Annotated in this window: 28 protein-coding genes; 10 read left to right on the top strand and 18 right to left on the bottom strand. The window is 65.9% G+C overall.

Annotated elements, in window-relative coordinates; translation table 11 throughout:
- Positions 1-84 precede the first annotated feature (84 nt).
- Positions 85-1,002: a S49 family peptidase gene (locus E2481_RS04915; protein WP_136716023.1), complete on the top strand. Its 918-nt coding sequence runs from the start codon at positions 85-87 to the stop codon at positions 1,000-1,002.
- Positions 995-2,002, top strand: coding sequence for a DUF4350 domain-containing protein (locus E2481_RS04910; protein ID WP_136716022.1), 1,008 nt, complete (start codon positions 995-997; stop codon positions 2,000-2,002). Before E2481_RS04915 ends, E2481_RS04910 begins: the two co-directional genes overlap by 8 nt.
- 37 nt (positions 2,003-2,039) lie before the next feature.
- Here the strand turns inward: E2481_RS04910 and E2481_RS04905 are convergent, their stop codons facing one another.
- The gene (locus E2481_RS04905) at positions 2,040-2,351 is read right to left on the bottom strand and encodes an FUN14 domain-containing protein (protein ID WP_136716021.1); all 312 of its coding nucleotides are present in this window, start codon (positions 2,349-2,351) and stop codon (positions 2,040-2,042) included.
- Between the two features lie 124 nt (positions 2,352-2,475).
- On the opposite strand from E2481_RS04905, the gene hflX reads away from it, so the two are divergent.
- Positions 2,476-3,792, top strand: coding sequence for a GTPase HflX (gene hflX, locus E2481_RS04900; RefSeq protein WP_136716020.1), 1,317 nt, complete (start codon positions 2,476-2,478; stop codon positions 3,790-3,792).
- Positions 3,793-3,813: 21 nt separating this feature from the next.
- Here the strand turns inward: hflX and E2481_RS04895 are convergent, their stop codons facing one another.
- The 6 genes from E2481_RS04895 to E2481_RS04870 form a co-directional block, all read right to left on the bottom strand.
- Positions 3,814-4,050 carry a hypothetical protein gene (locus tag E2481_RS04895; RefSeq protein WP_136716019.1) on the bottom strand — a complete coding sequence of 79 codons (237 nt, stop codon included), beginning with the start codon at positions 4,048-4,050 and terminating at the stop codon, positions 3,814-3,816.
- Positions 4,050-4,868 carry a M48 family metallopeptidase gene (locus tag E2481_RS04890; protein WP_136716018.1) on the bottom strand — a complete coding sequence of 273 codons (819 nt, stop codon included), beginning with the start codon at positions 4,866-4,868 and terminating at the stop codon, positions 4,050-4,052. Before E2481_RS04890 ends, E2481_RS04895 begins: the two co-directional genes overlap by 1 nt.
- A gap of 91 nt (positions 4,869-4,959) precedes the next feature.
- Positions 4,960-5,466 carry a cyclic pyranopterin monophosphate synthase MoaC gene (gene moaC / locus E2481_RS04885; protein WP_136716017.1) on the bottom strand — a complete coding sequence of 169 codons (507 nt, stop codon included), beginning with the start codon at positions 5,464-5,466 and terminating at the stop codon, positions 4,960-4,962.
- A complete protein-coding gene (locus E2481_RS04880) occupies positions 5,459-6,898 on the bottom strand; it encodes an NAD(P)H-hydrate dehydratase (RefSeq protein WP_169302375.1) in 1,440 nt (479 codons plus the stop codon). Before E2481_RS04880 ends, moaC begins: the two co-directional genes overlap by 8 nt.
- Positions 6,899-6,939: 41 nt before the next feature.
- Positions 6,940-7,218 (bottom strand): acylphosphatase, encoded by a 279-nt coding sequence (locus E2481_RS04875; RefSeq protein WP_136716016.1) that lies wholly within the window; start codon positions 7,216-7,218, stop codon positions 6,940-6,942.
- A 46-nt stretch (positions 7,219-7,264) separates the two neighbouring features.
- Positions 7,265-8,173 (bottom strand): DNA-3-methyladenine glycosylase family protein, encoded by a 909-nt coding sequence (locus tag E2481_RS04870; protein ID WP_136716015.1) that lies wholly within the window; start codon positions 8,171-8,173, stop codon positions 7,265-7,267.
- Positions 8,174-8,344: 171 nt separating this feature from the next.
- Between E2481_RS04870 and E2481_RS04865 the strand changes: the two genes are divergently transcribed.
- Positions 8,345-8,827 carry a DUF555 domain-containing protein gene (locus tag E2481_RS04865; RefSeq protein WP_136716014.1) on the top strand — a complete coding sequence of 161 codons (483 nt, stop codon included), beginning with the start codon at positions 8,345-8,347 and terminating at the stop codon, positions 8,825-8,827.
- A gap of 131 nt (positions 8,828-8,958) precedes the next feature.
- Here the strand turns inward: E2481_RS04865 and E2481_RS04860 are convergent, their stop codons facing one another.
- Positions 8,959-9,195: a UPF0058 family protein gene (locus tag E2481_RS04860; protein WP_136716013.1), complete on the bottom strand. Its 237-nt coding sequence runs from the start codon at positions 9,193-9,195 to the stop codon at positions 8,959-8,961.
- Positions 9,196-9,427: 232 nt separating this feature from the next.
- Here E2481_RS04860 and E2481_RS04855 point away from each other — a divergent pair, with 232 nt between their 5' ends.
- Positions 9,428-9,832 carry a translation initiation factor IF-2 subunit beta gene (locus E2481_RS04855; protein WP_136716012.1) on the top strand — a complete coding sequence of 135 codons (405 nt, stop codon included), beginning with the start codon at positions 9,428-9,430 and terminating at the stop codon, positions 9,830-9,832.
- A gap of 19 nt (positions 9,833-9,851) precedes the next feature.
- Here the strand turns inward: E2481_RS04855 and E2481_RS04850 are convergent, their stop codons facing one another.
- From E2481_RS04850 to E2481_RS04825, 7 genes are all read right to left on the bottom strand, one after another.
- Positions 9,852-10,031 carry a DUF7836 family putative zinc-binding protein gene (locus tag E2481_RS04850; RefSeq protein ID WP_136716011.1) on the bottom strand — a complete coding sequence of 60 codons (180 nt, stop codon included), beginning with the start codon at positions 10,029-10,031 and terminating at the stop codon, positions 9,852-9,854.
- 67 nt (positions 10,032-10,098) lie between these two features.
- Positions 10,099-11,100: a transcription initiation factor IIB gene (locus E2481_RS04845; protein ID WP_136716010.1), complete on the bottom strand. Its 1,002-nt coding sequence runs from the start codon at positions 11,098-11,100 to the stop codon at positions 10,099-10,101.
- A 294-nt stretch (positions 11,101-11,394) separates the two neighbouring features.
- Positions 11,395-12,192, bottom strand: coding sequence for a DUF4397 domain-containing protein (locus E2481_RS04840; protein WP_136716009.1), 798 nt, complete (start codon positions 12,190-12,192; stop codon positions 11,395-11,397).
- A gap of 119 nt (positions 12,193-12,311) precedes the next feature.
- Positions 12,312-12,614, bottom strand: coding sequence for a hypothetical protein (locus tag E2481_RS04835; RefSeq protein WP_136716008.1), 303 nt, complete (start codon positions 12,612-12,614; stop codon positions 12,312-12,314).
- 55 nt (positions 12,615-12,669) lie between these two features.
- Entirely contained in the window at positions 12,670-12,945 is a 276-nt protein-coding gene (locus tag E2481_RS04830) for a winged helix-turn-helix domain-containing protein (protein ID WP_136716007.1), read from the bottom strand.
- A 109-nt stretch (positions 12,946-13,054) separates the two neighbouring features.
- Positions 13,055-13,210, bottom strand: coding sequence for a hypothetical protein (locus E2481_RS18575; protein WP_169302374.1), 156 nt, complete (start codon positions 13,208-13,210; stop codon positions 13,055-13,057).
- 105 nt (positions 13,211-13,315) lie between these two features.
- Positions 13,316-13,600: a DUF357 domain-containing protein gene (locus tag E2481_RS04825; RefSeq protein WP_136716006.1), complete on the bottom strand. Its 285-nt coding sequence runs from the start codon at positions 13,598-13,600 to the stop codon at positions 13,316-13,318.
- A 109-nt stretch (positions 13,601-13,709) separates the two neighbouring features.
- On the opposite strand from E2481_RS04825, the gene E2481_RS04820 reads away from it, so the two are divergent.
- Complete coding sequence (locus tag E2481_RS04820; protein WP_136716005.1) at positions 13,710-14,762, top strand: NAD(P)/FAD-dependent oxidoreductase; 1,053 nt, start codon at positions 13,710-13,712, stop codon at positions 14,760-14,762.
- Here the strand turns inward: E2481_RS04820 and E2481_RS04815 are convergent.
- Both E2481_RS04815 and E2481_RS18570 read right to left on the bottom strand, forming a co-directional pair.
- A complete protein-coding gene (locus E2481_RS04815) occupies positions 14,759-15,838 on the bottom strand; it encodes a hypothetical protein (protein WP_136716004.1) in 1,080 nt (359 codons plus the stop codon). The two genes, E2481_RS04820 and E2481_RS04815, sit on opposite strands and share 4 nt — an antisense overlap.
- A gap of 59 nt (positions 15,839-15,897) precedes the next feature.
- Positions 15,898-16,035: a hypothetical protein gene (locus E2481_RS18570; RefSeq protein WP_169302373.1), complete on the bottom strand. Its 138-nt coding sequence runs from the start codon at positions 16,033-16,035 to the stop codon at positions 15,898-15,900.
- A gap of 155 nt (positions 16,036-16,190) precedes the next feature.
- Between E2481_RS18570 and E2481_RS04810 the strand changes: the two genes are divergently transcribed.
- Positions 16,191-16,481: a DUF7545 family protein gene (locus tag E2481_RS04810; RefSeq protein ID WP_136716003.1), complete on the top strand. Its 291-nt coding sequence runs from the start codon at positions 16,191-16,193 to the stop codon at positions 16,479-16,481.
- A gap of 21 nt (positions 16,482-16,502) precedes the next feature.
- Here the strand turns inward: E2481_RS04810 and E2481_RS04805 are convergent, their stop codons facing one another.
- Positions 16,503-17,165 (bottom strand): 2,5-diamino-6-(ribosylamino)-4(3H)-pyrimidinone 5'-phosphate reductase, encoded by a 663-nt coding sequence (locus tag E2481_RS04805; protein ID WP_136716002.1) that lies wholly within the window; start codon positions 17,163-17,165, stop codon positions 16,503-16,505.
- Positions 17,166-17,263: 98 nt separating this feature from the next.
- On the opposite strand from E2481_RS04805, the gene E2481_RS04800 reads away from it, so the two are divergent.
- The 3 genes from E2481_RS04800 (at position 17,264) to E2481_RS04790 (ending at position 21,160) form a co-directional block, all read left to right on the top strand.
- Positions 17,264-18,538, top strand: coding sequence for a Single-stranded DNA binding protein (locus tag E2481_RS04800; protein ID WP_136716001.1), 1,275 nt, complete (start codon positions 17,264-17,266; stop codon positions 18,536-18,538).
- Between the two features lie 121 nt (positions 18,539-18,659).
- The gene (locus E2481_RS04795) at positions 18,660-20,405 is read left to right on the top strand and encodes a hypothetical protein (protein WP_136716000.1); all 1,746 of its coding nucleotides are present in this window, start codon (positions 18,660-18,662) and stop codon (positions 20,403-20,405) included.
- Entirely contained in the window at positions 20,405-21,160 is a 756-nt protein-coding gene (locus tag E2481_RS04790; RefSeq protein ID WP_136715999.1) for a metallophosphoesterase, read from the top strand. Before E2481_RS04795 ends, E2481_RS04790 begins: the two co-directional genes overlap by 1 nt.
- Positions 21,161-21,225: the final 65 nt, after the last annotated feature.

Here is a 21,225-nt window from a genome sequence, read left to right as displayed (position 1 = left end):
GTCTCCCGTCGCCGTGAATTCCGATAAATCAGTTACGAGTTTGGAAACTCTTCTTTGCTGTCACCGTGTGGACCCGCCTGCGTCATGTCACGAGAGAACGAGACGACTGGGCCGGCCGCCTGGCAGTACGCGGTCGTCGCGGTCGTCGCCGTCCTGATCGGTGCGGTGATGGCTCCGTATGCCGCGGGTGTCACGCGCGGCCTGGGCCAGAGCTCACCGGACGCGGTCGCGGTCGTCACGATCGAAGGGCCGATCACGAGCGGCTCGGTCGACAGGGTCCGAGACGACCTCCGCGAAGCGCGTCAGAACGAATCGATCCAGGCAGTGGTCCTCGAGGTCAACAGCCCCGGGGGATCGGTCCCTGCCAGTGAATCCCTCTACCTGGCGGTCAACCGGACCGCCGCGGAGATGCCGGTCGTCGCCAGCGTCGAAGGCGTCGGTGCCTCCGGGGGCTACTTCGGCATGCTCCCGGCGGACCGGATCTACGTCACGCCCGGCTCGCTGATCGGAAGCGTCGGCGTCGTCGCGACCGCACCGACCGGTGCCCAGCCACCGGGTGCGATCACCTCCGGCCCCGACAAGGGCTCGGGCTTCACCCGGGAAGAAGCGCTCGCACAGGCCGAGACGCTTCGGAGCGAGTTCGTCGGGACCGTGATGGAAGAACGCGGAAGCGAACTCGATCTGACCCGCGAACAGGTCTCCTACGCGAAGGTGTATCTGGGCTCACGGGCGGTCGAGAACGGTATCGCCGACCGAATCGGTGATCAGGATACTGCGATCGCCCACGCCGCCTCCCGTGCTGACCTCGACGACTACGCCGTCGTCGAGAAAGAGCCCCCGCAACAGCAGGGCATCTCGCTACTCGGCCAGGTCCAGACCGGTGACGGGAACACGACGGTCGTCGTCGAGGAGGACACCTTCGGCTATCGCGGCGTCGAGACCTACCAGTACCTCGCACTCTACGGCAGCGTCGAGGACCGGGAGGTGATCACCGATGAGTAACGCCTCGAAGCTCGCGGGCGCGTTCGTCGGCATCGTCGCCCTCGTCGTGCTCGTCGCGGCCGTCAGTCCACTGCTCGGGGCGTCGACCGGGTCGGAGGCCCGGACGGCGGCAAACGCGAGCACGCTCGACTCGGCGACGAACCTCGTCGACGTTCCGTCCGAGAACGGAACCGTCACGACCGATTCTGACGGCGAGTCGAAGGTAATCGTCATCGACCGGGCCCACGCGAACGGGTTCACTCGCGAGGAACTCCAGCCGCTCGTCCAGTCGCTCGTCGAAGCCGGTCACGAGGTCCGGTTCCACGGCTCCGGGAGCCAGCAGGGCCGGGCACCGGAACTCAACGCGTCGCTGCGCGGTGCCGACGCTTTCGTCGTCGTCGCGCCCCGGCAACCGTATCGGGCCCCGGAGGTCCGGGGCGTCGCCGACTTCGCCGACCGCGGCGGTCGGGTGTTGCTGGTCGCGGAACCGGCTAGCACGCAGGTCTCGGGCGGCCTGCTCGGTGGACTGAGTGCCCAGCGCGTCTCGACGGAGCTGACGGCGCTGTCCTCGCAGTTCGGGATGTCGGTCGGCACCGGCTACCTGTACAACATGCACGACAACGCCAACAACTTCCAGCACGTCTACGCGACGCCGTCCGGCGGAACGAACCTGACCGACGGCGTCGACCGGGCCGTGTTCCAGCGCGTGACGCCCGTCGCGGCCAACAACGGAACGGCCGAGACGCTACTGACTGCGACCGACCGCACTCACCTCTCGACGACGCGGTCGAACGAGGCTTACGGCGTCGCGGCCCGCAACGGGAACGCCACCGTCATCGGGGACTCGACGTTCCTCGAACCGTCGTACTACCGGGACGCGGACAACGAGGTCCTGATCGGTAACGTGATCGAGTTCCTCACGGGCGGGGACAAACAGCCCAAACCCGAACCAGAAGAGCCGACGACCCCGAACGGCGGGACCGGCGAGTTCACGCCACCGAGCGGCGAGACCGCTCCGTGAGAGCAGTCACAGAAACAGTCCGCAGAAACCAGCCGTCTTATCCTTTCTTGAATCCGACCACGAAGCCGCCGGTGAAGCCGACGCCGACCGGGAGCGCCGCCAGGAAGCTCATGACCCAGCCCGGGGCCTGGGCCGCGGTGTCGGCCCCGTCACTGGCCGCGCCGGAGATGGCGCTCCAGTCGACGATCAGGATGCCCTTCGTTTCGAGGAACTTGAACAGCATCAGCTCGAGGCCGACGATGATCGCGATGATCTTGGCGATCTTCTTGGCCGCGAAGCCGATGATCGCCCCGACCAGCGCGCCACCGCCGACTTCGAGCCCGATCTGCTGGGGTGTTATATCGACCATGTCACATAAGGAAACCGAGGACGTTAGGTTAAGGCTTTTGTGCCCGTCTGCCGCGCGTCAGACGGAACCGACCGACGGGAGGCGGCCAGATGTTTAAATAGGCAGGTCCCCTATCGGGGGGTAAGTGACGGAGACAGAAACACACACGGAGCGAGCGGTCGTCGCGAAGCGGGTGGACTCGGGGACGGCGAGCACCGAGGAGGTTCGTGATCTGGCACGCGCGGCCGGGTACGAGGTCGTCGGCGAACTGACCCAGACACGTACCGAGGATCCGGCACACCACATCGGCGAGGGGAAAGCCGAGACGCTGGCGGAAACGGTCGCCGCGACCGACGCGAGTGTCGTGATCTTCGACAACCAGCTCGGCCCCTATCAGACCTACAACCTCGGGAACAAGCTCCCCGAGGACACGCGGATCATCGACCGCTTCCGGCTCATCCTGGAGATCTTCGGCCAGCGGGCCCAGACCCGGAAGGCGCAACTCCAGGTCGAACTCGCACAACTCCGGTACGAACTCCCCAGAGCGGAGGCCAAGGCCAGTCTCGCCAAGCGCGAGGAGCGCCCGGGGTTCATGGGGCTGGGCGAGTACGACGAGTCCCGCGAGCGTGACATCAAGAAACAGATCTCCAACATCCGGGACGAACTCGAAAACATCGAGCAGACCGAGCAACACCGCCGCGAGCAGCGCCGGGAGTCCGGGTTCGACCTGGTGGCGCTGGCCGGCTACACGAACGCCGGGAAATCGACGCTGTTGCGCCGCCTCGCCGAGGACCTCGATGTCGACGAGAACGTCGACCTCCATCCGGACCTGGACACGACCGCCGAGAGCGAGGACCGACTGTTCACCACGCTCGGCACGACGACTCGCCGCGTCGACATGGACCGGCGGGACGTGCTCGTCACCGACACGGTCGGGTTCATCACGGACCTGCCCCACTGGCTCGTCGAGTCGTTCAAGTCGACGCTGGACGCCGTGTACCGCGCCGATCTCGTCCTGTTGGTCGTCGACGTGAGCGAACCGATCGACGAGATCCGCGAGAAACTCGTCACCTGTCACGACACGCTCTACGAGCGCAACGAAGCGCCCATCGTGACGGTGCTCAACAAAACGGACGCCGTCAGCGACGCGGAACTACAGGAGAAACGCGAGGCGTTGTCGGCGCTCGCGCCCAACCCGGTCGCTGTGAGCGCCAAGACTGGCGAGAACGTCGCGGAACTCCGTGAGCGTATCGACGGCGAACTACCCGAACTGGTGGAAGAACGGCTCGTGCTCCCGATGACCGACGACACGATGAGCGTCGTCTCCTGGATCCACGACCACGCACACGTCGACACCGTCGACTACGGCGACGAAGTCGTCATCGAGTTCGAGGCTCGTCCGGCCGTCGTCGAGCAGTCCCGGTCGAAAGCCGGCGAACTGGTGCCGGCCGAGTCCGCGTGACGTCGTTCGGTTCTGTTTCTTCTAGAGGTACAGCGACGCGCCGAACCCGATTCCGATAGCGGCGACGAGGACGCCGGCACCGCGGACGACCCACAGCCACTTCTCGGGCGTGGACCCGTCCGCACCGTACTCGCCGCGGGAGGGGTCCGGCCGGCCGCGGCCGGCGGTCCACGACCGGACGAACGCCTGCGGAAAGGCGACGAGGAAGAGTCCGAATCCCACGCCGAGGACGGCCGCGATCAGTTCGCGAGCGACCATCAGTAACTGCGGAGCCGTTCGATGCGCTTTTCGGTCGGCGGGTGCGTCGACAGGAGGCTCGCGCCGCCGCCGAAGATACAGAGGGCGTTGACCTCTTTGGCTGCATCGGTCGGCTGACTCCGCTGGGCACCGGCGGAGATCTTCTCCAGGGCACGCGCGAGCGGGTCACCGCGACCGATCGCCGTCGCGGCGTCCCTGTCGGCGACGTACTCGCGGTGTCGGGAGATGGCGAAGACGAACACCATCACCAGCATCTGGGCGATGTTGCTCACGATCATCCCGATGAAGATGTCGACGAGATCGTTGTCGCCCGAGAGAATGACCGCGAAGTAGGCGGCGAAGCCGATGACCGAGGCGACGCCCTGCCCCAGTTGCATGACGATGGAGTCGCGGTTCTGGAGGTGGGCCAGCTCGTGAGCGACGACGCCTTCGAGTTCGTCGCGTTCGAGCAACTGGATCAGTTCACGGGAGACCGCGACGGTCCCGTTGCCCCGGCGACCGAGCGCGAAGGCGTTGGGAACCCCCATTTCGACGAGGTACAGCGTCGGCTTGTCGATACCCATGTCCCTGCTGGTTTGCTCGACGAACCGATGGATCTCGGGATACTTGTCCTCGGGTAACTCCTGGCCCTTGAGCGACCGGAGCGTGAACCATTTGCTGAGCTTGTACTGGAAGACGACGAAGACGACGCTCAGTCCGACAAGTATCGGTATCGGGACGCCGAACACCGCGTAGAAGAACGAAATACCCAGCGTGTAGAAGGCGAACAGTATCGACCCCACTACCGCCATTCGGGCTTTCAGTCCGATGTTTCTCATGTGTAGTCCTATGTAAGCCGTTCCAGAACTTATGTTTCGCGGTTAGGTATCGACCACAAAACTCACAACGGCCTAACCCGGGGGTCGATTCTCACGCGAGAGAGCGCTTTTCCTTCTCGACGACCTCGACCGAACGAATCGCCGTGTCCGGGTACCCCCCGTCGGCGTCCTTCTCCGCGGCCTTGACCATGTCCCAGACGACGTTCAGCCCGGTCGTGACGCCCTCCAGGGCCTCCATCTCGCACCCGGTCTTTCCCGTTGTCTCGACAGCGACCGTCAGGACGACGCGGTCGTCGTCGAGTTCGAAGTCGGTGTCGACGTTCGTGATCGGGATCTGGTGACACATCGGGATCGTCTCCCAGGTGTGTTTGACGGCCTGGACTGCGCCGACGCGGGCCGTCGCCAGCACGTCGCCCTTCTCGATACCGTCCTCGCGAATGGCCGCCACCGTCGATTCCTGCAGGTGTATCTCGCCGCGGGCCGTCGCTCGACGAGCCGTGTCGGGTTTGTCGCCCACGTCGACCATCTGGACCGACCCAGTGTCGTCGGTGTGGGTGAGGTCGTCCCGGTCGCTCGTCTCTGCGGGATCTTCACTCATCCTGATCACCCCAGAGTGCCGTGGGGAGTGCATCGAGCAGGTCCGCGGCCGTCAGGCCGAACCCGCGATCCTCGACGACGATGTCGCCGGCGCGGCCGTTCGCGTAGGCCGCGATGGCACCGGCGTCGACCGGGTCCTGGGTACAGAGCAGCGCCCCGGCCGCGCCCGCCAGCACGTCGCCGGTGCCGCCGACCGTCATTCCCGGGTTTCCGGTGCGGTTGACGCGCGTCATTTCTCCGTCGGAGATCACGTCGTAGGCACCTTTGACGAGCAGGGTGTGGCCGATGTCGTCGGCGAACCCTGCCACGAGGTCGTTCCGTTCGCGCCAGTCCTCGTCGGTCTCGCCGCCCATCGCCTGGAGTTCGCCCTGGTGGGGCGTACACAGCAGCGTCGCATCGGTCTCCACGTCGGGGACGACCTGGAGCGCGTCGGCGTCGACGACGGCCCGGCCGTCGAACGCCTCGAGGAACTCCCCGACGGCTTCGAGCGTCCCGTTGGCGTCGCCGAGTCCGGGGCCGAACACGACCACGTCGTGTTGGACGGCGCGATCGAGGAGCTGGTCGACGTGGGTTGGCTGGAGCATCTCGCCGGCGAAGGCGCGGGTGATGATCCCCTCCTCGAAGCTCTGCACTTCGCTGGCGACGGACTCTGGACAGGCGACGCGAACGAGGTCCGCGCCGGCCCGAAACGCCGACTGGGCCGCGAGCGCCGGCGCGCCGGTGTAGGGGCCGCCGCCGACGACCAGCACTTCGCCGTGGTCGCCCTTGTGACTCGCCGGGTCCCGGGAGAGGCGCAGGAGGTCGCCGCGTTCGACGAACCGTTCGGCGGTTTCGGGGATGCCGATGTCGGCGACCGTCACGTCGGCGTCGACAGCCGCGAGTCCGGGCTTGGTTTCGTGGAACGTGACGACGTGGTCGGCTTCGACGGCCACGCCGGCGGCCTCGCCCGTGTCGGCGTTGACCCCCGAAGGCACGTCCACGGCGACGACCGTCGCGTCGGCGTCGTTGATTCGCTGGGCGGCCGTCGCCTCGGGCTCCCGGAGCGCGCCCGTGACGCCGGTGCCGAGCATGGCGTCGATAATCACGTCGGGACTCCCCAGGTCGAGGTCGGCTGAGTCCCGGACTTCACGGGCGTCGAGTTCCGCTCGCTGGAGGGCGTCCCAGTTTTCCCTGGCGATATCCGTGGTGATGGTCTCGGCACGGCCGAGGAGGTGGACGCTACCGTCGTAGTCGTCCAGGAAACGGGCGGTGACGAAGGCATCGCCGCCGTTGTTCCCGCGGCCGGCGACGATCGCGACCTCGCTGTCGGCGTCGGCCACCTCGCGGACGACGCGGGCGACGGCGTGCCCGGAGGACTCCATCAACTGCTTTCGTGGCACCCCCAGTGCCGCGGCGTTCTCGTCGAGGACGGCCTGATCCTGTATCCGCATCATGGGCCTGGCTTCGAGGGGCCGACCGTTAAGCCTGCGGGAGTTCAGTACCGAATCTCGAACCCGTCGATCCCCTCGGGGTCCTCGTACTCGACTTCGACGCCGTCGACGCGTGCCCGGGGGCTGCCCTCGTGGCACCACTCGACGAGCGCCTCGACGTCGGCTTCCGGTCCCTCGAAGACGGCTTCGACGCGGCCGTCGTCGAGATTCCGGACCCAGCCGTCGACGCCGTGTTCACGCGCTGTATCCCGGGTGTTCGCTCGATAGTACACTCCCTGCACCTTGCCGGTGACGAACACGTGGGCGCGGCCACTGTCGCTCATGGCTGGATCTTGACTCGCGCCGCTCAAAAGGTACGTGACTCCCGCCTCAATCATCGCCGTTGCGCAAATAGTGGAAGACGTACGTCTGGGCGTAGCCCGCGTACTCCCCGCCGAAGGCCGCTCGGATCGCTCGTGAGGTCTCGTCGTAGTTCCCCCGGTCACACTCGGGATAGTACTCCTCGATCGTCGACCGGATCCAGGTGTCCAGGGGCACCGCTTCGAGGTAGCCCAGCGAGAACAACAGGATGCAGTCGGCCACCTTCTGCCCGACGCCGACGAACCCGGTGAGGAACTCGCGGGCCGCCTCGTAGGGGCGACCCGTCGCGTCGACCGGGTCGCGGTCGCCCGTCGCCACCAGTTCGGCGCTGCGCTGGACGTAGGGCGCACGGTAGCCGAGTCCTAACTCCCGGAGTTCCGCCTCAGTCGCTCCCGCGAGCGCCTCCGGCGTCGGGTACGCCCGGTAAGAGTTACCCTTGAAGGTAACCTCCTGGCCATAGGTCCGGCGGAGCGCCGCTTGCATCCCGTGGATGCGGGCGACGCGCATCTGTGCCGAGCAGATAAACGAGACGAGTGTCCCGAACGGCGGGTCGCGAACGAGTCGCATTCCGCGATAGGTCTCGTAGGCGTCCGCGAGCAGTCGGTCGTCGGGTGTCGCGTCGAGAATCGCGTCGAGGTCGTCGTCGAGTCGGAGGCGCTGACGGAGGTGGGCCTCGGCGTCGACGCCCGATTCCCACTCCAGGCGGCCGTCGAGTTGGCGAACGCGGACCACTGCGGGGTCAGTGCGGTCGGCGGGTCGGAACGTGGTCCAGTACCAGCCGTCGTCGCCGTAGGCCCGGTCGGTCTCGTAGGTCGTCCCGTCCTCGCGGTGCCAGAGGTAGGACTGCCCGCTCTCGATGGTCGACTGCAGATCGAAGCCACCGGACAGCGACTCGACGGGGATGACGCCCTGTTCCATCGATGGGTGGGAGGGGGTGGACACGCTTGGGGGTTACGAGTCGCTACAGCGGTTCCCGGTGTTCCCGGTCGGTGTCGAGTTCGGAAACAGGCAGTCCGTAACGCGTGAAGGCTCCCGATACCGGTTGAACGGACGCTAACCTTCTTACCACTGGCTCGCCAATCAGTTGGCATGAACTGCAGAGTTGTCGTGGAGGCCGCAGTTCCGGTGTACGACGTCGAGACACCGGACGAAGCCGTCCGCATCGCCATCTCGAAAACGGGTGAAATGCTCAATCCCGATCTCAACTACGTCGAGATCAACATGGGCGAGCGGTCCTGTCCACACTGCGGTGAGGGGTTGGAGCCGGCCTTTATTGCGGCCGACGAGAGCCTCGTCGCCCTCGAACTGGAGATGACCGTGTTCAACGTCGAACGCGAGGAACACGCCGCCCGCATCGCCCGGAAGGAGATCGGTCAACGGCTCGAGAACATCCCGCTCGACGTGCTGGAAATCGAGGAAGTCAAAGAGGACGACGACGAGGAGACCGAGACGGACTCGGACGCGGAGGCGTCCGAGGAGACGACGGCCGACGAGACGGTCGACGATGCGGCGGGCGACCAGTCGGCCGACGACGAGGTTCTCCCCGAGTTCGAGGAACTCATCGACAAGTAACGCTCGCCGGTTTTCACGACAACAGTTCTGTTAGGACTTGCGGCTCATTACCCGTCGCTTGCTGTCGGTGAGAGCCGTCAGAGAAAGTGAAGACTCGGACTGCAAGAGAGAAAACGACGCAAAGAGTCCGCTCAGTCGGCCGCAGCAGGAATCTGTTCGGTCTTCTCCTCGGACATCTCGGAGTTGATGCCGTCCGCCAGCGCGAAGACGGCTTCCTTGTGGTCGTCCTTGGACTTGTGAATCGACGTCGGTCGGACGTTGATTCGCGCGTACTCGTCGTGCTCGACGGTGTTCCCTGTGCGCTCTTCGTAGTGGTTCTGTACCTGTGCAAGCAGGCCGTGGAGATGGATGAGTTCCTGCTTCTTCATGGTCACCCGAGCGTAACCACTCAAGGGTTATAGTATTACTCTGAGGACCGTTAACACACGACCCTGCCGGAGAGCCGGCAATAAGGGGGTTTTCAAGTGATTTGTGGTCGTCAATCAATCTAAACAGAGTTGTTTCATACTCGGTACGTTCGGAATCATCGTCGATCGACACCCATATACGTCGCGCGCGCCGGCTGAAACTTTTTTGTCTCGTGCGCGGTTGAGTCCAGATATGGACTACGAAGACCAACTCGACCGGGCGATGGAGCACACCCCGGAGATCGAGGGCAGCACCGACCGGTTCGACGTGCCGGACCCCGAGGTCCGACAGGAAGGCAACGTCACGGTCTACGAGAACTTCCAGTCCACGACGAAGCGACTCGACCGCGAAGACGACCACGTGATGAAGTTCCTCCAGAGCGAACTCGGGACGAGCGGGCACATCGACGAGAGCGGCCGTGCCAGACTGACCGGCGAGTTCGGACAACGACGCGTTCAGGACGCCCTCGACGAGTACGTCGAGGAGTACGTCCTCTGTTCGGAGTGTGGGCTCCCCGACACCAAGTTCGAGCGCGAGCAAGGAGCACTGATGCTCCGCTGTGAGGCCTGTGGCGCACTGTCGCCGACGAGCGACTGAACCGCCGCCGAGTCGGGTTCTATTGCACCGACTTCAGCGTCTCCAGATCGTGTTCCGTTCGCGTGAACTCGGCGAGCCGCCGGCTCGCGTGACAGTTCGGACAGTGGAACGTCCGCTTGTGTGACGGGAGGTCGCTGGGCGTCGACTCCCATCCCTTCTTACACTCCGGGCAGAGCAACCGGACGTATGTCTCCTTCATGTGGTTATTGTTCACATACGGCAGGCAGAAAAAGGTTGCCAAGAGTTCACACCCCGAGAGTCCGGAATCAGGCCGCGACCTGTTTGGCTTCCAGTAGCTCTTTGTACCGGTTGCGGATGGTGACCTCGCTGATGCTCGCGACTTCGCTGACCTCGGACTGGGTGACCTTCTCGTTGGCCAGCAGGGAGGCGGCGTACACCGCGGCGGCCGCGAGGCCGACCGGCGACTTGCCGCTGAGGAGTCCGGCCTGGCGGCCGTCCTCGATGAGTTCGCGAGCTCCGCGTTCGACCTCCTCGGAGAGGTCAAGGTCCGAGACGAATCGGGGGACGTAACTCTCCGGGTCGGCCGGCTTGATCTCGAGTTTCAGTTCCCGGATGATGTACCGGTAGGTCCGGGTCATCTCCATGTCGTCGACCCGGGAGACGGCGATCATCTCGTCGATGCTTCGGGGCGTTCCCGTCTGCCGTGCGGCGGCGTACAGCGACGCGGTGGCGACGCCTTCGATGGACCGTCCGGGAAGGAGGTCCTCGTCGAGCGCGCGGCGATAGATGACGCTGGCGGTCTCGCGGACGTTCTCGGGCAGGCCGAGCGCCGAGGCCATGCGGTCGATCTCGCCCAGCGCCTGTTTCAGGTTGCGCTCTTTGGAGTTCCGGGTCCGGAACCGCTCGTTCCAGGTGCGGAGTCGCTGCATCTTCTCGCGCTGGCTGGAGGACAGCGACCGCCCGTAGGCGTCCTTGTCCTGCCAGCCGATGTTGGTCGAGAGCCCCTTGTCGTGCATCATGTTGGTCGTCGGGGCTCCGACCCGGCTCTTGTTGTCCTTCTCGGAGGCGTTGAACGCGCGCCACTCCGGTCCGCGGTCGATCTCGTTTTCCTCGACGACGAGCCCGCAGTCACGACAGACTGTCTCGCCGTGTTCGCTGTCAGTGACGAGGCTGCCGCTGCACTCCGGGCAGACTTCGTTCTCGTTTGCCTCCTGTTCGTCCGTCGAAACGGCCTCCGGCGTCGACTCGATCGACTGTCGTTCCCGCGTCTGTTCCGCGTCCGAGGTTCTGATTGTTGTGTCGCTCATTGGATGTCCTGCGTTGCCGGCGGCGGAAACCTTAAGAAATCTCCGGCTATTGCTAACTATCAGTAAGTGCGATAGCTATTTAAACCTTTCGCGCCACTTTATAACGAATGATGATTTTTGATAGGGTTATCGACACGTCACCGCGATTGCGAGCGGTCCGTTCGTTGTCGGACTCATTGCGAGAAGGGCCGGAACTGGTTCGATGACAGAACGGGGGTTCGGACTCTTCCCGCCCGGGACCGTCATCGCGTCGTGCGTCAGGGGGACCGTTTTCGTGGGAATCCGGAGCCGGCCTCAATAGCTCGCGTCCTGTTCGACGAGCAGGTCGAAGGACTCGTCAGTCGGTTCGTCGTCGGGGGAGAGGTACCCGGCAGCGAAGACCGTGTAGGCCGTTCTACCGTTCAGCGACACGTCGTAGTCGGCGACGACCTCGGCGTCGTCCCCGTCCGAGTCCGGTCGGATCTCCAGCGTGTAGTCGTTGGCCGGGACGGTCTGAGTCGCGGTTTCACCGTACGCAGCCCCGTCGAACACCGTCGTGCCGCCGCTGGTGACGTCGACGGCCGGCGCGTCGGGTGCGACGTGAACCAGCCTGACTCGCGCGCTGTCGCCACCGGGGTCGCTCGTATCGTCTTCCAGTACGAGTACTTCGAAGGCTTCGCCGTCGTCGGCGAGTTCCCCGGCTGCGACGACCGTGTAGTCGGCCGCTTCGACCGTCAGGTCGTCCTCGAAGACGACGGTGCTCTCGTCGCCCGCGGCCGTGATCATCACCGTGTACGTCCCGGGCGCGAGTTCGAGGTAGTCGCTCGTGGTCCGAAAGGGAACGTCAGTCAGCACCGGGTCGCCGTCGACGTACACGTCGACGTTCGGCGCGTCCGGGGACATGTGCGCGACGCGGACGTTCGCCATCTCATCGGACATCGTCTCCGTCGTGGTCGTCTCCTCCTCTGTCGTCTCTCCCTCTGTCATTTCGTCGGTCGTGGTGCCGTTCGTCTCGGTTCCGCCCGCACCCTCGTTTTGACTGCAGCCGGCCAGTCCGAGCGCAACCGTTCCACCGACCGTCGCGAGTACCGTTCGCCGAGTTCTGTCGACCATCGTGAGAACGCTCCACGACTGTCTAAAAGACGATTTTCCCAGGTGTCACCACACCGCGGCCAGGTTCTCACCCAATTCTCTCCGAAATCGCCTCGGTACGGCGGGAATCGCGTCCTGGACTAATCGAGCGTGATCCAGGTGAGAAAGACGAGCGCACCGAACTCCAGTAACTGGACGAACATCATCGCCCGGCCGGCGACCGGGGCCGCCGAGGACAACAGCGTCGCGACCTGCGGGTCGAGGACGTAGTAGTAAAACGACAGGAGGTTCTCGGCGAGCAGCAGGACGCCGAAGACGACGAACCCGAGCGTGTGCTTCGACCGGAACTCGCCGTAGTTCCGGAGCCAGATGCCCGTCAGCACGACGAGCATGCACACGTTCAGTGCCGTCGCCGCGCTGGCGGCATCTAGCCAGATACCCATCTGTGCCTCCCTTCGAACACGCCTGAAATATACTCTTTCCCAAATTCGACCATACTCACTCGACCTCCGCGATGATGTCCTCGACCGTCTCCCAGTTGTGCTCGGTCCGGTCCGTCAGGAGGTAAACGGCGCCGTAGTCGTCGCCGGTAGACTCGACGACGTCGTTGTCCACCAGCACGTCGAGATGGTGGCGGATCGTCTTGTAATCGAGGTCGAGATCCGCCGCGAGCTGGTTGGCGTTCCGCGGGCGATCGTCGAGCGCTCGGAGAATCCGTGCCCGGTTGGTCCCACCCCGCGTGCCCGTCAGCACGTACCAGAGGATCCCCTCCATTCGGCCGACAAGAAGCGACAGACCGAGTTAATAGCACCGGCACCGGCAGTGGGCTCTCTCGGGGTCGGGACCGTGATCGATCGGCCGACCCAGCAACCGGCTTGGCCCCCTACCGCCGCCGAAGTAACGTCACCGCGATCGCAACTGCGACGGCGACCAGCGCCAGCGCGGTCGGAACGGCCCCCGAATCGCCGCTGAAGTCCCAGTCGTACACGACTGTCCCGACCGCCGCGACGACGAAGAAGGCGAGGCCGATCAGTTGCACTCTCCGATCTCCGCTGGAAACACCGGGCATACCCACACGTCGTCGCCGGAAGCCGAAAAAGGCAGGTGGGGAGTTTCGGACCTGGAAAGCGCCCCACTGCGACGGTTAGACGGTGAACAGGTGCCCTTCTTCAGGCACGTCGAACAGCCCCATGCGTGCGCCCGCGTCCAGCCACGCGTGCCCGTAGGAAAACGACGCCAGGGCATTCACGAGGTCGTCCTCTTCGCGGAAGTGGCGTCCGTCCTCCAGGTACGACCGCGCCATCTCCTCGTATTCGGCTGCGGCGTCGCCGAGCGGTGTGTCCGGCGGGACCCCGCACTCGGCTTCGTCGAGCGCTTCGGCGAGCAGTCCCTCGTACCGGTCGGTCTTCTCCTCGATGTCAGCGGCCATAGCGGTAGCACTGGCGGCACGCCCCTAAGCGTTGTCGGCGCGACCGCCGGTTGTGCAGGCTGGACGGGACAGCGTAGGCTTAATGTCTGCGCCGCAGCTAATTACAGCCATGACTGACGAGGCCGTCGAACACCGGAGGCTCATCATTGCAGGCACGGGAATCGCGGGACTGACCGCGGCGATCTACGCCGCTCGCTCGAACAACGACCCGCTCGTCCTGGAGGGTGACGAACCCGGTGGCCAGCTGACGCTGACGACCGACGTGGCAAACTACCCGGGCTTTCCGGACGGAATCAGCGGTCCCGACCTGGTCAACAACATGAAAGAGCAGGCCGAGCAGTTCGGGACCGACATCGACCACGGCATCGTCACCGACATCGATGCGAGCGACCGCCCGTTCCGCGTCGAACTCCGTGACGGCACCGTTTACACTGCCGACGCCGTCATCGCTGCCTCGGGCGCGAGCGCCCGGACCCTCGGCATTCCCGGCGAGGACGAACTCATGGGCTACGGCGTCTCGACGTGTGCGACCTGTGACGGCGCGTTCTTCCGCGACGAGGACATGCTCGTCATCGGCGGCGGCGACGCCGCGATGGAGGAAGCGACCTTCCTGACGAAGTTCGCCGACACCGTCTACATCGCTCACCGCCGCGAGGAGTTCCGTGCCGAGGACTACTGGATCGACCGCGTCCACGAGAAGGTCGAGGACGGCGACATCGAGATCATGAAAAACACCGAGGCGACCGAGATCCACGGGACCCCCGAGGACGGCGTCGACCACGTCTCGCTCGTCCGCCATCCCGAGGGCCACCCGACTGAGAAACTCGACGACCCCGACACCGAGGAGATCGAGTTCGACGTCGGCGCGGTGTTCCTCGCCATCGGTCACACGCCGAACACGGAGTACCTCGAAGGCACGGGCGTCGAGATGGACGAGGCCGGGTACCTCAAGACGCAGGGCGGCACCGACGGCGGCCAGACGAAAACTGCCGTCGACGGCATCTTCGGCGCGGGCGACGTGGTGGACTTCCACTACCAGCAGGCGATCACCGCGGGCGGCATGGGCTGTAAGGCGGCACTGGACGCCGACGAGTACCTCGAAGAACACGCGACTGCGGAGTCCGCCGAGAGTGCGACGGCCGACGCCGAGGCCGACGACTAGTTCTCCGCCCCGGTCGATTTACCGTCGTTCGACGAGAGCCACCCGTAGCTGAACCAACTGCCGAAACCGAACAGCACGGCGAGCGCTGAGAAGACGCCCGTCATGAACGAAACGAACGGTGGGGCGTCGGACGGGGGTAACAGGAACAGCGTCAGGAGGAGATAGCTGCCCAGCGTCCCGCCGGCCCAGAGGGCCAGTGTCCGCTTGCCGAGGGGGTTCCCGCGCCGGGTCCGGACCGTCGCCACGGCTCCGAGTGCCACCAGCAGGATGCCGGTCCCCACCCAGCGGTACGCGACGAAATTCACGACCACAAATGGGAGTGTCACACTCGCGATGCCGAGCGCGGTCGCCACGCCGGCCGTCGGTCCGGGGTCGGCGAAAGCGACGAAGAAGTCGCTTCGATCGAGCGATGGCGAGTCCGGAATGGGCCGATTCATCGACGAGTTCTGCCGCGTCTCGCCTCGCAGGACGAACCGCCGTCCATCCGTCGTCGCGACGCTCGATCCGACGGCGTCGGTAACGTCGTTCGACACCACTGTTCCCGGCGGGCCGACCACGGTCAGTCGGTCCACGTCGACGTACCACCCGCTCCCCATGCTCCGCGTGTAGTACCTCTCGACGAGGAGGACACCCCCGGGCGTTCGTCTGGCGACATCCGATTCGTGGTAGGTGAAGCGTATCGTCGAATCGTTGACCCGAAGCGACTGAAGCCGCGTGTCTCCTCGGTCGGCACCGATGACCTCCCGGACGACGGTTCGACGGAGCGTTCGGTTCTGCTGGAGTGTGGACGGGTCCCGGAGCGTCGTGTTCGGGCGGGACCGCTCGACGCCCGCTGCCCGAGTGAATCGGCTGGTAACCGTCCAGGTCGCGCTCCCGTTCTCGTGGACTCGCATCGTCGCGTTGCTCTCGGTGACCTGCAGTGCGACGCCGTGTCGATAGCCGCTCCACTCGAGGTCTTCGACGCACGGCTCACAGACCGACTGTGGTGGGGGCGCAGCGCTTCCGACGGCGATCACCGTGACCGCCAACACGGCTATCGCTATCGCAGTGGGGAGGGGGCGCGTTCGGGGGACCATGACAGTCGCCCCTGTGACCGACGTTCACAAAATAGTTCTGGGTATGACACTTCCTTCGGCTATGCGTCCATGTCCTTCTCTGGTTGGCTCCAAACGTCGGTGACAGCGGACATCCGTGTGGTATCGACGACCAGGTCGGCCATCCATCCGAGCGTCAGCAGGACCGTCACGACCGTGAGCAGATCGGTTGCCACCATGTCACCGTCGTCCGGCCGCGACAGTAAATAGCTCGCTAGGAGGGCTATTGAGACGTATTGGGCCGAACAGGGTGTTCAATATGGTGGCAGGCGGTCCGTCGGTCGACGAACACGGACCCAACAGATGCTTCAAGGTGGTCCGCCAAGGACCGGGCATGGCAAATCAGGAGACGGTGACGCTCACCATCGAAGACGAGGACGGAACGGCCGACGAACTGACGGTTCCAACGGGCCTGCTCGACATGCTCCGACAGGAAGCCGAGACTGACCCGGAGATCGTCGGCGACATCGCGATGATCGGGCTGGCCCAGCGGATCCACGGTGCGGTCCACCACAGTCAGGGCGAACCCCAGCAGGAAGTCAAAGCGGCCGAAGAACACACGCTGGATCTCTTCGAGGAGCGGTTCGGCGAGACGTTCGGCGAGATGACCGGCCACGACCACTAACTCGGTACTCGGTCCGCTTTTCTAGGGAACCTGCCACTGCAACAGGACGCCGTCGTCGAGTCGCTCGACCGCCTCCAGCGACAGTTCCGGGAACTCCTCGGTGAAGCCGTCGCCGTCCGCGAGCGTCGGAGCGTCCCGCCCGCCGATGATCTTGGGGCCGACGAACACCGAACACTCGTCGACCAGGCCGGCCGCGAACAGCGAGAAGATGAGTTCGCCACCGCCTTCGACCATGAGCTGGTCGATCCCCTCGGCTTCGAGTTCCCCGAGAGCGTCGACCAGGTCTACCCTGTCGTCGCCGGTGGCGATGACGGTCGCGCCGGCTTCCTCCATCTGCTCGACGAAGTCGGTCGGCGCGGCTTCGCTGACGAGCAGGTAGGTGGGGGCGGCGTCGTCGAGCACCGTCGCGTCGGGGGTCGTCCGGATGCGTGAATCGGCCACGACGCGGGCCGGATTCGAGGACTTGCCGTTCGCCTCGCGCTCGGACTGTCGCTGTTCGCTGTCGAGGGTCAGCGAGGGATCGTCGGCGAGGACGGTCCCGACGCCGACCATGACGGCGTCGCTCTCGGCCCGGAGCCGGTCGACGCGGTCGAAATCGTCCGGCCCGCTGATCTCGATCTGGGTCCGCTCGCGGGAGGAGATCTTCCCGTCGGCACTCATCGCTGCGTTGACGACGACGCGCATGTCCGACGGTTTCGGTCCCGCTGGTAACGCTCTTACGATGGGCTCCGGATTCGGGGGTCGCGACAGCATTTTACCACGGCCCCTCGAAGGCCACGGTGATGGAGTTAGACGATCATGCCGAGGAACTCGCCTCCGACCTCGGTGTTGACAAAGAGGAGGTCAGATCCGACCTGGAGAACCTGGTGTCGTACAGCGTCCCGATCGACGAGGCCAAACAGAGCCTCCGCCGGAAGTACGGCGACGGAACGAGCAGCGGCGGCGGCGCACCCAGTGCCGTCGACGTGGCCGAGGTGTCGACCGAGGACTCCTCGGTGACCGTCACGGCGACGATCCTCTCCGTCGGGAAACGACCGATCCACTACCGCGGCGAGAACCACGTCATCTTCGAGGGCCAACTCGCCGACGAGACCGGCAAGATATCCTACACCGCCTGGGAGGACTTCTCCCTCCAGCCCGGCGAAACGGTCCAGATCGGTAACGCCGGCGTCCGAGAGTGGGAGGGCAACCCCGAGTTGAACCTCGGCGAGAGCACGGACGTCGAACGCGTCGACGAGACCCTCGCCCTCGACTACGAGGTCGGCGGCGACGCGTCGCTGGCCGACCTCTCACCGGGGGACCGCGGCGTGAACCTCGACGTGCGAGTCGTCGAATGCGAGTCGAAGGTCATCGACGGCCGCGACGGGGAGACCGAGATCCTCTCGGGGACCCTGGCCGACGAGACGGCACGGCTCCCCTTCACCGACTGGGAACCGCGAGCGGGGATCGAGACCGACGCCTCGATCCGGGTCGAGAACGCCTACGTCCGGGAGTTCCGCGGCGTTCCCTCGGTCAACTTCTCGGAGTTCACGACCGTGTCGACCAGGGACCAACCGGTCGAGGCGCGGGACGAACCCGAACAGTTGCCGATCAACGAGGCCGTCGAGCGCGGCGGGGCCTACGACGTGGCCGTCGTCGGGAACGTCATCTCGATCCGGGACGGGTCGGGCCTCATCGAGCGCTGTCCCGACTGCGGTCGCGTCATCCAGAAGGGGCAGTGTCGTAGCCACGGCGAGGTCGACGGCGAGGACGACCTTCGCACGAAGGCCATCGTCGACGACGGCACCGGGACAGTCACCGCAGTACTGGGCGACGAACTCACGGCCCAGGTGTACGGCGGCGACCTGTCCGACGCCAAAGAACACGCCCGCGACGAGATGGACCAGTCCGTCGTCGCCGAGACCATCGCCGGCCGCATCGTCGGCCACGAGTACCGCGTCCGCGGATCGCTGTCGGTCGACGAGTACGGCGCGAACCTCGATGCCACGGAGTTCTCTCGGAGCGAGGACGACCCGGCTGAACGCGCTCGCGCCCTGCTCTCGGAGGTGGACGCATGAGTGCCGTCAGACGTTCCAGCAGGCGGTCGCCGGCGCCATCGGCGCCGGCTGCAAGAGGGACCTTCGGTCCCTCCCTGGCTGCGACTGACGACCTTTCCCTCACCATCCAGGGGTGGTTCGCGTGAGCGAAAGCGAGTCCGACCAGGGCGGTGCGGGTCGCCGCGAGGTCGCCTACCGACTGTTCGCCGCCGAGTACGAGGACGCGGACTTCTCCTACTCCGAGAGCGACGAGGAGCGGGCACCGAACTACGTGGTCACGCCCACGGGCGCACGCGTCAACCGGCTGTTCGTCGTCGGCGTTCTGACCGAACTCGAACAGGTCAACGACGACGTGCTGCGGGCGCGCATCGTCGACCCGACGGGCGCGTTCGTGGTCTACGCCGGCCAGTACCAGCCCGACGAGATGGCTTTCCTCGAACGGGCCGACCCGCCCCTGTTCGTCTCGGTCACCGGGAAAGCCCGAACCTTCCAGCCGGACGATTCGGACGTCGTCTACACCTCGGTCCGCCCGGAGAGCATCAACGAGGTCGACGCGGAGACGCGCGACCGCTGGACCGTCACGACGGCTGAGCGGACGCTGGACCGCATCGCGACGATGGCCGGGGCGCTGGGACGCGAGGAGCGCGGCGACGAGTTGCGCGAGGTGCTGGAAGCCTCGGGGGTCGACGAGGGCCTCGCCTCCGGCACCGCGATGGCCATCGAACACTACGGGACGACGCCGACGTACCTGCAGGCACTGCAGGGAACGGCACTCGACGCCGCCCGCGTCGTCGCCGGCGACCGCGACGAGGTCGACTCGCTGTCAGTCCGTCCGGACGCGAGCGGGAGTGCGACGCTTTCGGACTTGATCGACACCGAGATCGCAGGTACCCCGAACGCCGGGGGCGAGGAGGCGACGGAGCCGACCACGACGCCATCGTCGGCCGAGCAGTCGACGGCGGAGGCGACGGAGTCGGCGAGCGAGTCGGTGTCGACAGAAACAGGTACCACCGAAGCGACAGACGATGCGGTCTCGACCGCCGAAACGGAGACAGCGGACGCGGAAGCGACCACCGACGACGCCGTAACGGGCGAGGACGAATCGGCCGAGGTCACGACGGACTCCGAACCGGAACCGGCCGAGGCCACATCGACGGAGACGGACTCCGAACCGGCAGTCGACTCGGGTGGCGAGTCTCCGACGGCCGAACCCGGTACGTCCTCGGACGCCGCTGTCGAGACCGCGACGAACGCGGAAACGGAACCGACGGTCGAAGACCGACCGGTCAGTGACTCGGGGACAGACGTCGATGCCGGGGACTCGGACGAGGAGGACATCGGCGACTTCGAGCCCGGCGAGTTCGAGATGGAGGACGACGAGCGCGAGCGCATCGAGGAGGAGTTCGGCACGGACTTCTCGACCGGGACCGAAGTCGAGGAACCGGGCGAAGCCGACATCGAGACGCCCGATCCCGATCCCGAACCTGAGCCGGACGCGGAGCCGGAACCCGAATCGGCGTCCGATCCCGAGCCAACGACGGAACCCGACGCGGCGTCGGAACCGGACGCAGCGACGGCGACGGAGTCCGAAGCCGGGTCGACGGCGGAACCGGACCCCGAGCCGACCGCGGAATCCGAGGACGACGAGGGTGGCGACGACGCAACCGAAGAACCGGCCGAGGACGCAGCAGACGTCGACCTCGGGGACGCCGTCATGGAGGCGATGCGGGAGCTAAACGGCGGCGACGGTGCCGACCGCGAGGAGATTATCGCGAGCGTGGTCGACCAGTACGGCGCGGACCCTGACGCGGTCGAGGACGCGATCCAGGACGCGCTGATGGACGGCCGCTGCTACGAGCCCGACGACGCGACGCTCAAGCCCATCTGATGTCGGTCGAACCCGTCCCCGGCGAGCCCGCGGCCGTCGCGGACCTCCCCGACGGGCGGGCGCTCGTCGTCGCGGATTACCACGCCGGGTTGGAGGTCGGCCTCCGGTACGACGGCGTCGAACTCGCCAGCCACGCCGACGAGCGCCGAACTGCCGTGCTCGACCTGCTGGACCGAACTGACGTCTCCCAACTGCTCTTCCTCGGCGATCTCGCCCACGCCATCGGCGACCCCGGCGACGAGGAGCGCGCGGAACTGGTGGACCTGCTGGACGCCGTCACCGACCGCGCCGCGGTGACCGTCGTGAAGGGGAACCACGACGGTGACATCGGGTCCGTCGTCGAGACGAACGGCTTCGACATCGACATCTCGCCGGGACATGGTGTTCGATTGGGGGATGTTGGCTTCGCGCACGGTCACACCTGGCCCTCGCCTGACGTGCTGGCGGCTGACGTGGTCTGTGTCGGGCACGAACACCCGGCGGTCAGACTGGAGGACGAGGTCGGCGGCGCTCGCGTTGAGCGGGCGTGGCTGCGCGGGGCGCTCGACCCTGCTCCGTTCGAGGGATTCTTCGACGACGACCTGGCTATCGACGGTGAACTCGTCGTCTTTCCGGGGTTCAACGACCTCTCGGGGGGGACCTGGGTCAACGTCGAGGGGCAGGGCTTTCTCGCGCCGTTCCTCCCCGACGGACTGGCGGACGGGGAGGCGTACCTGCTCGACGGCACGCGGCTCGGTGCCTACGACCGGATCTGAGGCGTCGGTGGTGACAGTGCGTCGGCCGCAAGCGGTGCGCTTAATCGGTTCAATCCGCTAGCCGG

It is taken from the genome of Halorientalis salina (assembly GCF_005049285.1).
Lineage (GTDB): Archaea > Halobacteriota > Halobacteria > Halobacteriales > Haloarculaceae > Halorientalis > Halorientalis salina.
This window is presented reverse-complemented; position numbering and strand designations above follow the sequence as displayed.

Bases quoted from the DNA above. Each gene is read 5' to 3' on its own strand.
- E2481_RS04915 (WP_136716023.1), top strand. From the start codon at position 85: ATGTCACGAGAGAACGAGACGACTGGGCCGGCCGCCTGGCAGTACGCG.
- E2481_RS04910 (WP_136716022.1), top strand. From the start codon at position 995: ATGAGTAACGCCTCGAAGCTCGCGGGCGCGTTCGTCGGCATCGTCGCC.
- E2481_RS04905 (WP_136716021.1), bottom strand. From the start codon at position 2,351: ATGGTCGATATAACACCCCAGCAGATCGGGCTCGAAGTCGGCGGTGGC.
- E2481_RS04895 (WP_136716019.1), bottom strand. From the start codon at position 4,050: ATGGTCGCTCGCGAACTGATCGCGGCCGTCCTCGGCGTGGGATTCGGA.
- E2481_RS04890 (WP_136716018.1), bottom strand. From the start codon at position 4,868: ATGAGAAACATCGGACTGAAAGCCCGAATGGCGGTAGTGGGGTCGATA.
- moaC (WP_136716017.1), bottom strand. From the start codon at position 5,466: ATGAGTGAAGATCCCGCAGAGACGAGCGACCGGGACGACCTCACCCAC.
- E2481_RS04880 (WP_169302375.1), bottom strand. From the start codon at position 6,898: ATGATGCGGATACAGGATCAGGCCGTCCTCGACGAGAACGCCGCGGCA.
- E2481_RS04875 (WP_136716016.1), bottom strand. From the start codon at position 7,218: ATGAGCGACAGTGGCCGCGCCCACGTGTTCGTCACCGGCAAGGTGCAG.
- E2481_RS04870 (WP_136716015.1), bottom strand. From the start codon at position 8,173: ATGGAACAGGGCGTCATCCCCGTCGAGTCGCTGTCCGGTGGCTTCGAT.
- E2481_RS04865 (WP_136716014.1), top strand. From the start codon at position 8,345: ATGAACTGCAGAGTTGTCGTGGAGGCCGCAGTTCCGGTGTACGACGTC.
- E2481_RS04860 (WP_136716013.1), bottom strand. From the start codon at position 9,195: ATGAAGAAGCAGGAACTCATCCATCTCCACGGCCTGCTTGCACAGGTA.
- E2481_RS04855 (WP_136716012.1), top strand. From the start codon at position 9,428: ATGGACTACGAAGACCAACTCGACCGGGCGATGGAGCACACCCCGGAG.
- E2481_RS04850 (WP_136716011.1), bottom strand. From the start codon at position 10,031: ATGAAGGAGACATACGTCCGGTTGCTCTGCCCGGAGTGTAAGAAGGGA.
- E2481_RS04845 (WP_136716010.1), bottom strand. From the start codon at position 11,100: ATGAGCGACACAACAATCAGAACCTCGGACGCGGAACAGACGCGGGAA.
- E2481_RS04840 (WP_136716009.1), bottom strand. From the start codon at position 12,192: ATGGTCGACAGAACTCGGCGAACGGTACTCGCGACGGTCGGTGGAACG.
- E2481_RS04835 (WP_136716008.1), bottom strand. From the start codon at position 12,614: ATGGGTATCTGGCTAGATGCCGCCAGCGCGGCGACGGCACTGAACGTG.
- E2481_RS04830 (WP_136716007.1), bottom strand. From the start codon at position 12,945: ATGGAGGGGATCCTCTGGTACGTGCTGACGGGCACGCGGGGTGGGACC.
- E2481_RS04825 (WP_136716006.1), bottom strand. From the start codon at position 13,600: ATGGCCGCTGACATCGAGGAGAAGACCGACCGGTACGAGGGACTGCTC.
- E2481_RS04820 (WP_136716005.1), top strand. From the start codon at position 13,710: ATGACTGACGAGGCCGTCGAACACCGGAGGCTCATCATTGCAGGCACG.
- E2481_RS04815 (WP_136716004.1), bottom strand. From the start codon at position 15,838: ATGGTCCCCCGAACGCGCCCCCTCCCCACTGCGATAGCGATAGCCGTG.
- E2481_RS18570 (WP_169302373.1), bottom strand. From the start codon at position 16,035: ATGGTGGCAACCGATCTGCTCACGGTCGTGACGGTCCTGCTGACGCTC.
- E2481_RS04810 (WP_136716003.1), top strand. From the start codon at position 16,191: ATGGCAAATCAGGAGACGGTGACGCTCACCATCGAAGACGAGGACGGA.
- E2481_RS04805 (WP_136716002.1), bottom strand. From the start codon at position 17,165: ATGCGCGTCGTCGTCAACGCAGCGATGAGTGCCGACGGGAAGATCTCC.
- E2481_RS04800 (WP_136716001.1), top strand. From the start codon at position 17,264: ATGGAGTTAGACGATCATGCCGAGGAACTCGCCTCCGACCTCGGTGTT.
- E2481_RS04790 (WP_136715999.1), top strand. From the start codon at position 20,405: ATGTCGGTCGAACCCGTCCCCGGCGAGCCCGCGGCCGTCGCGGACCTC.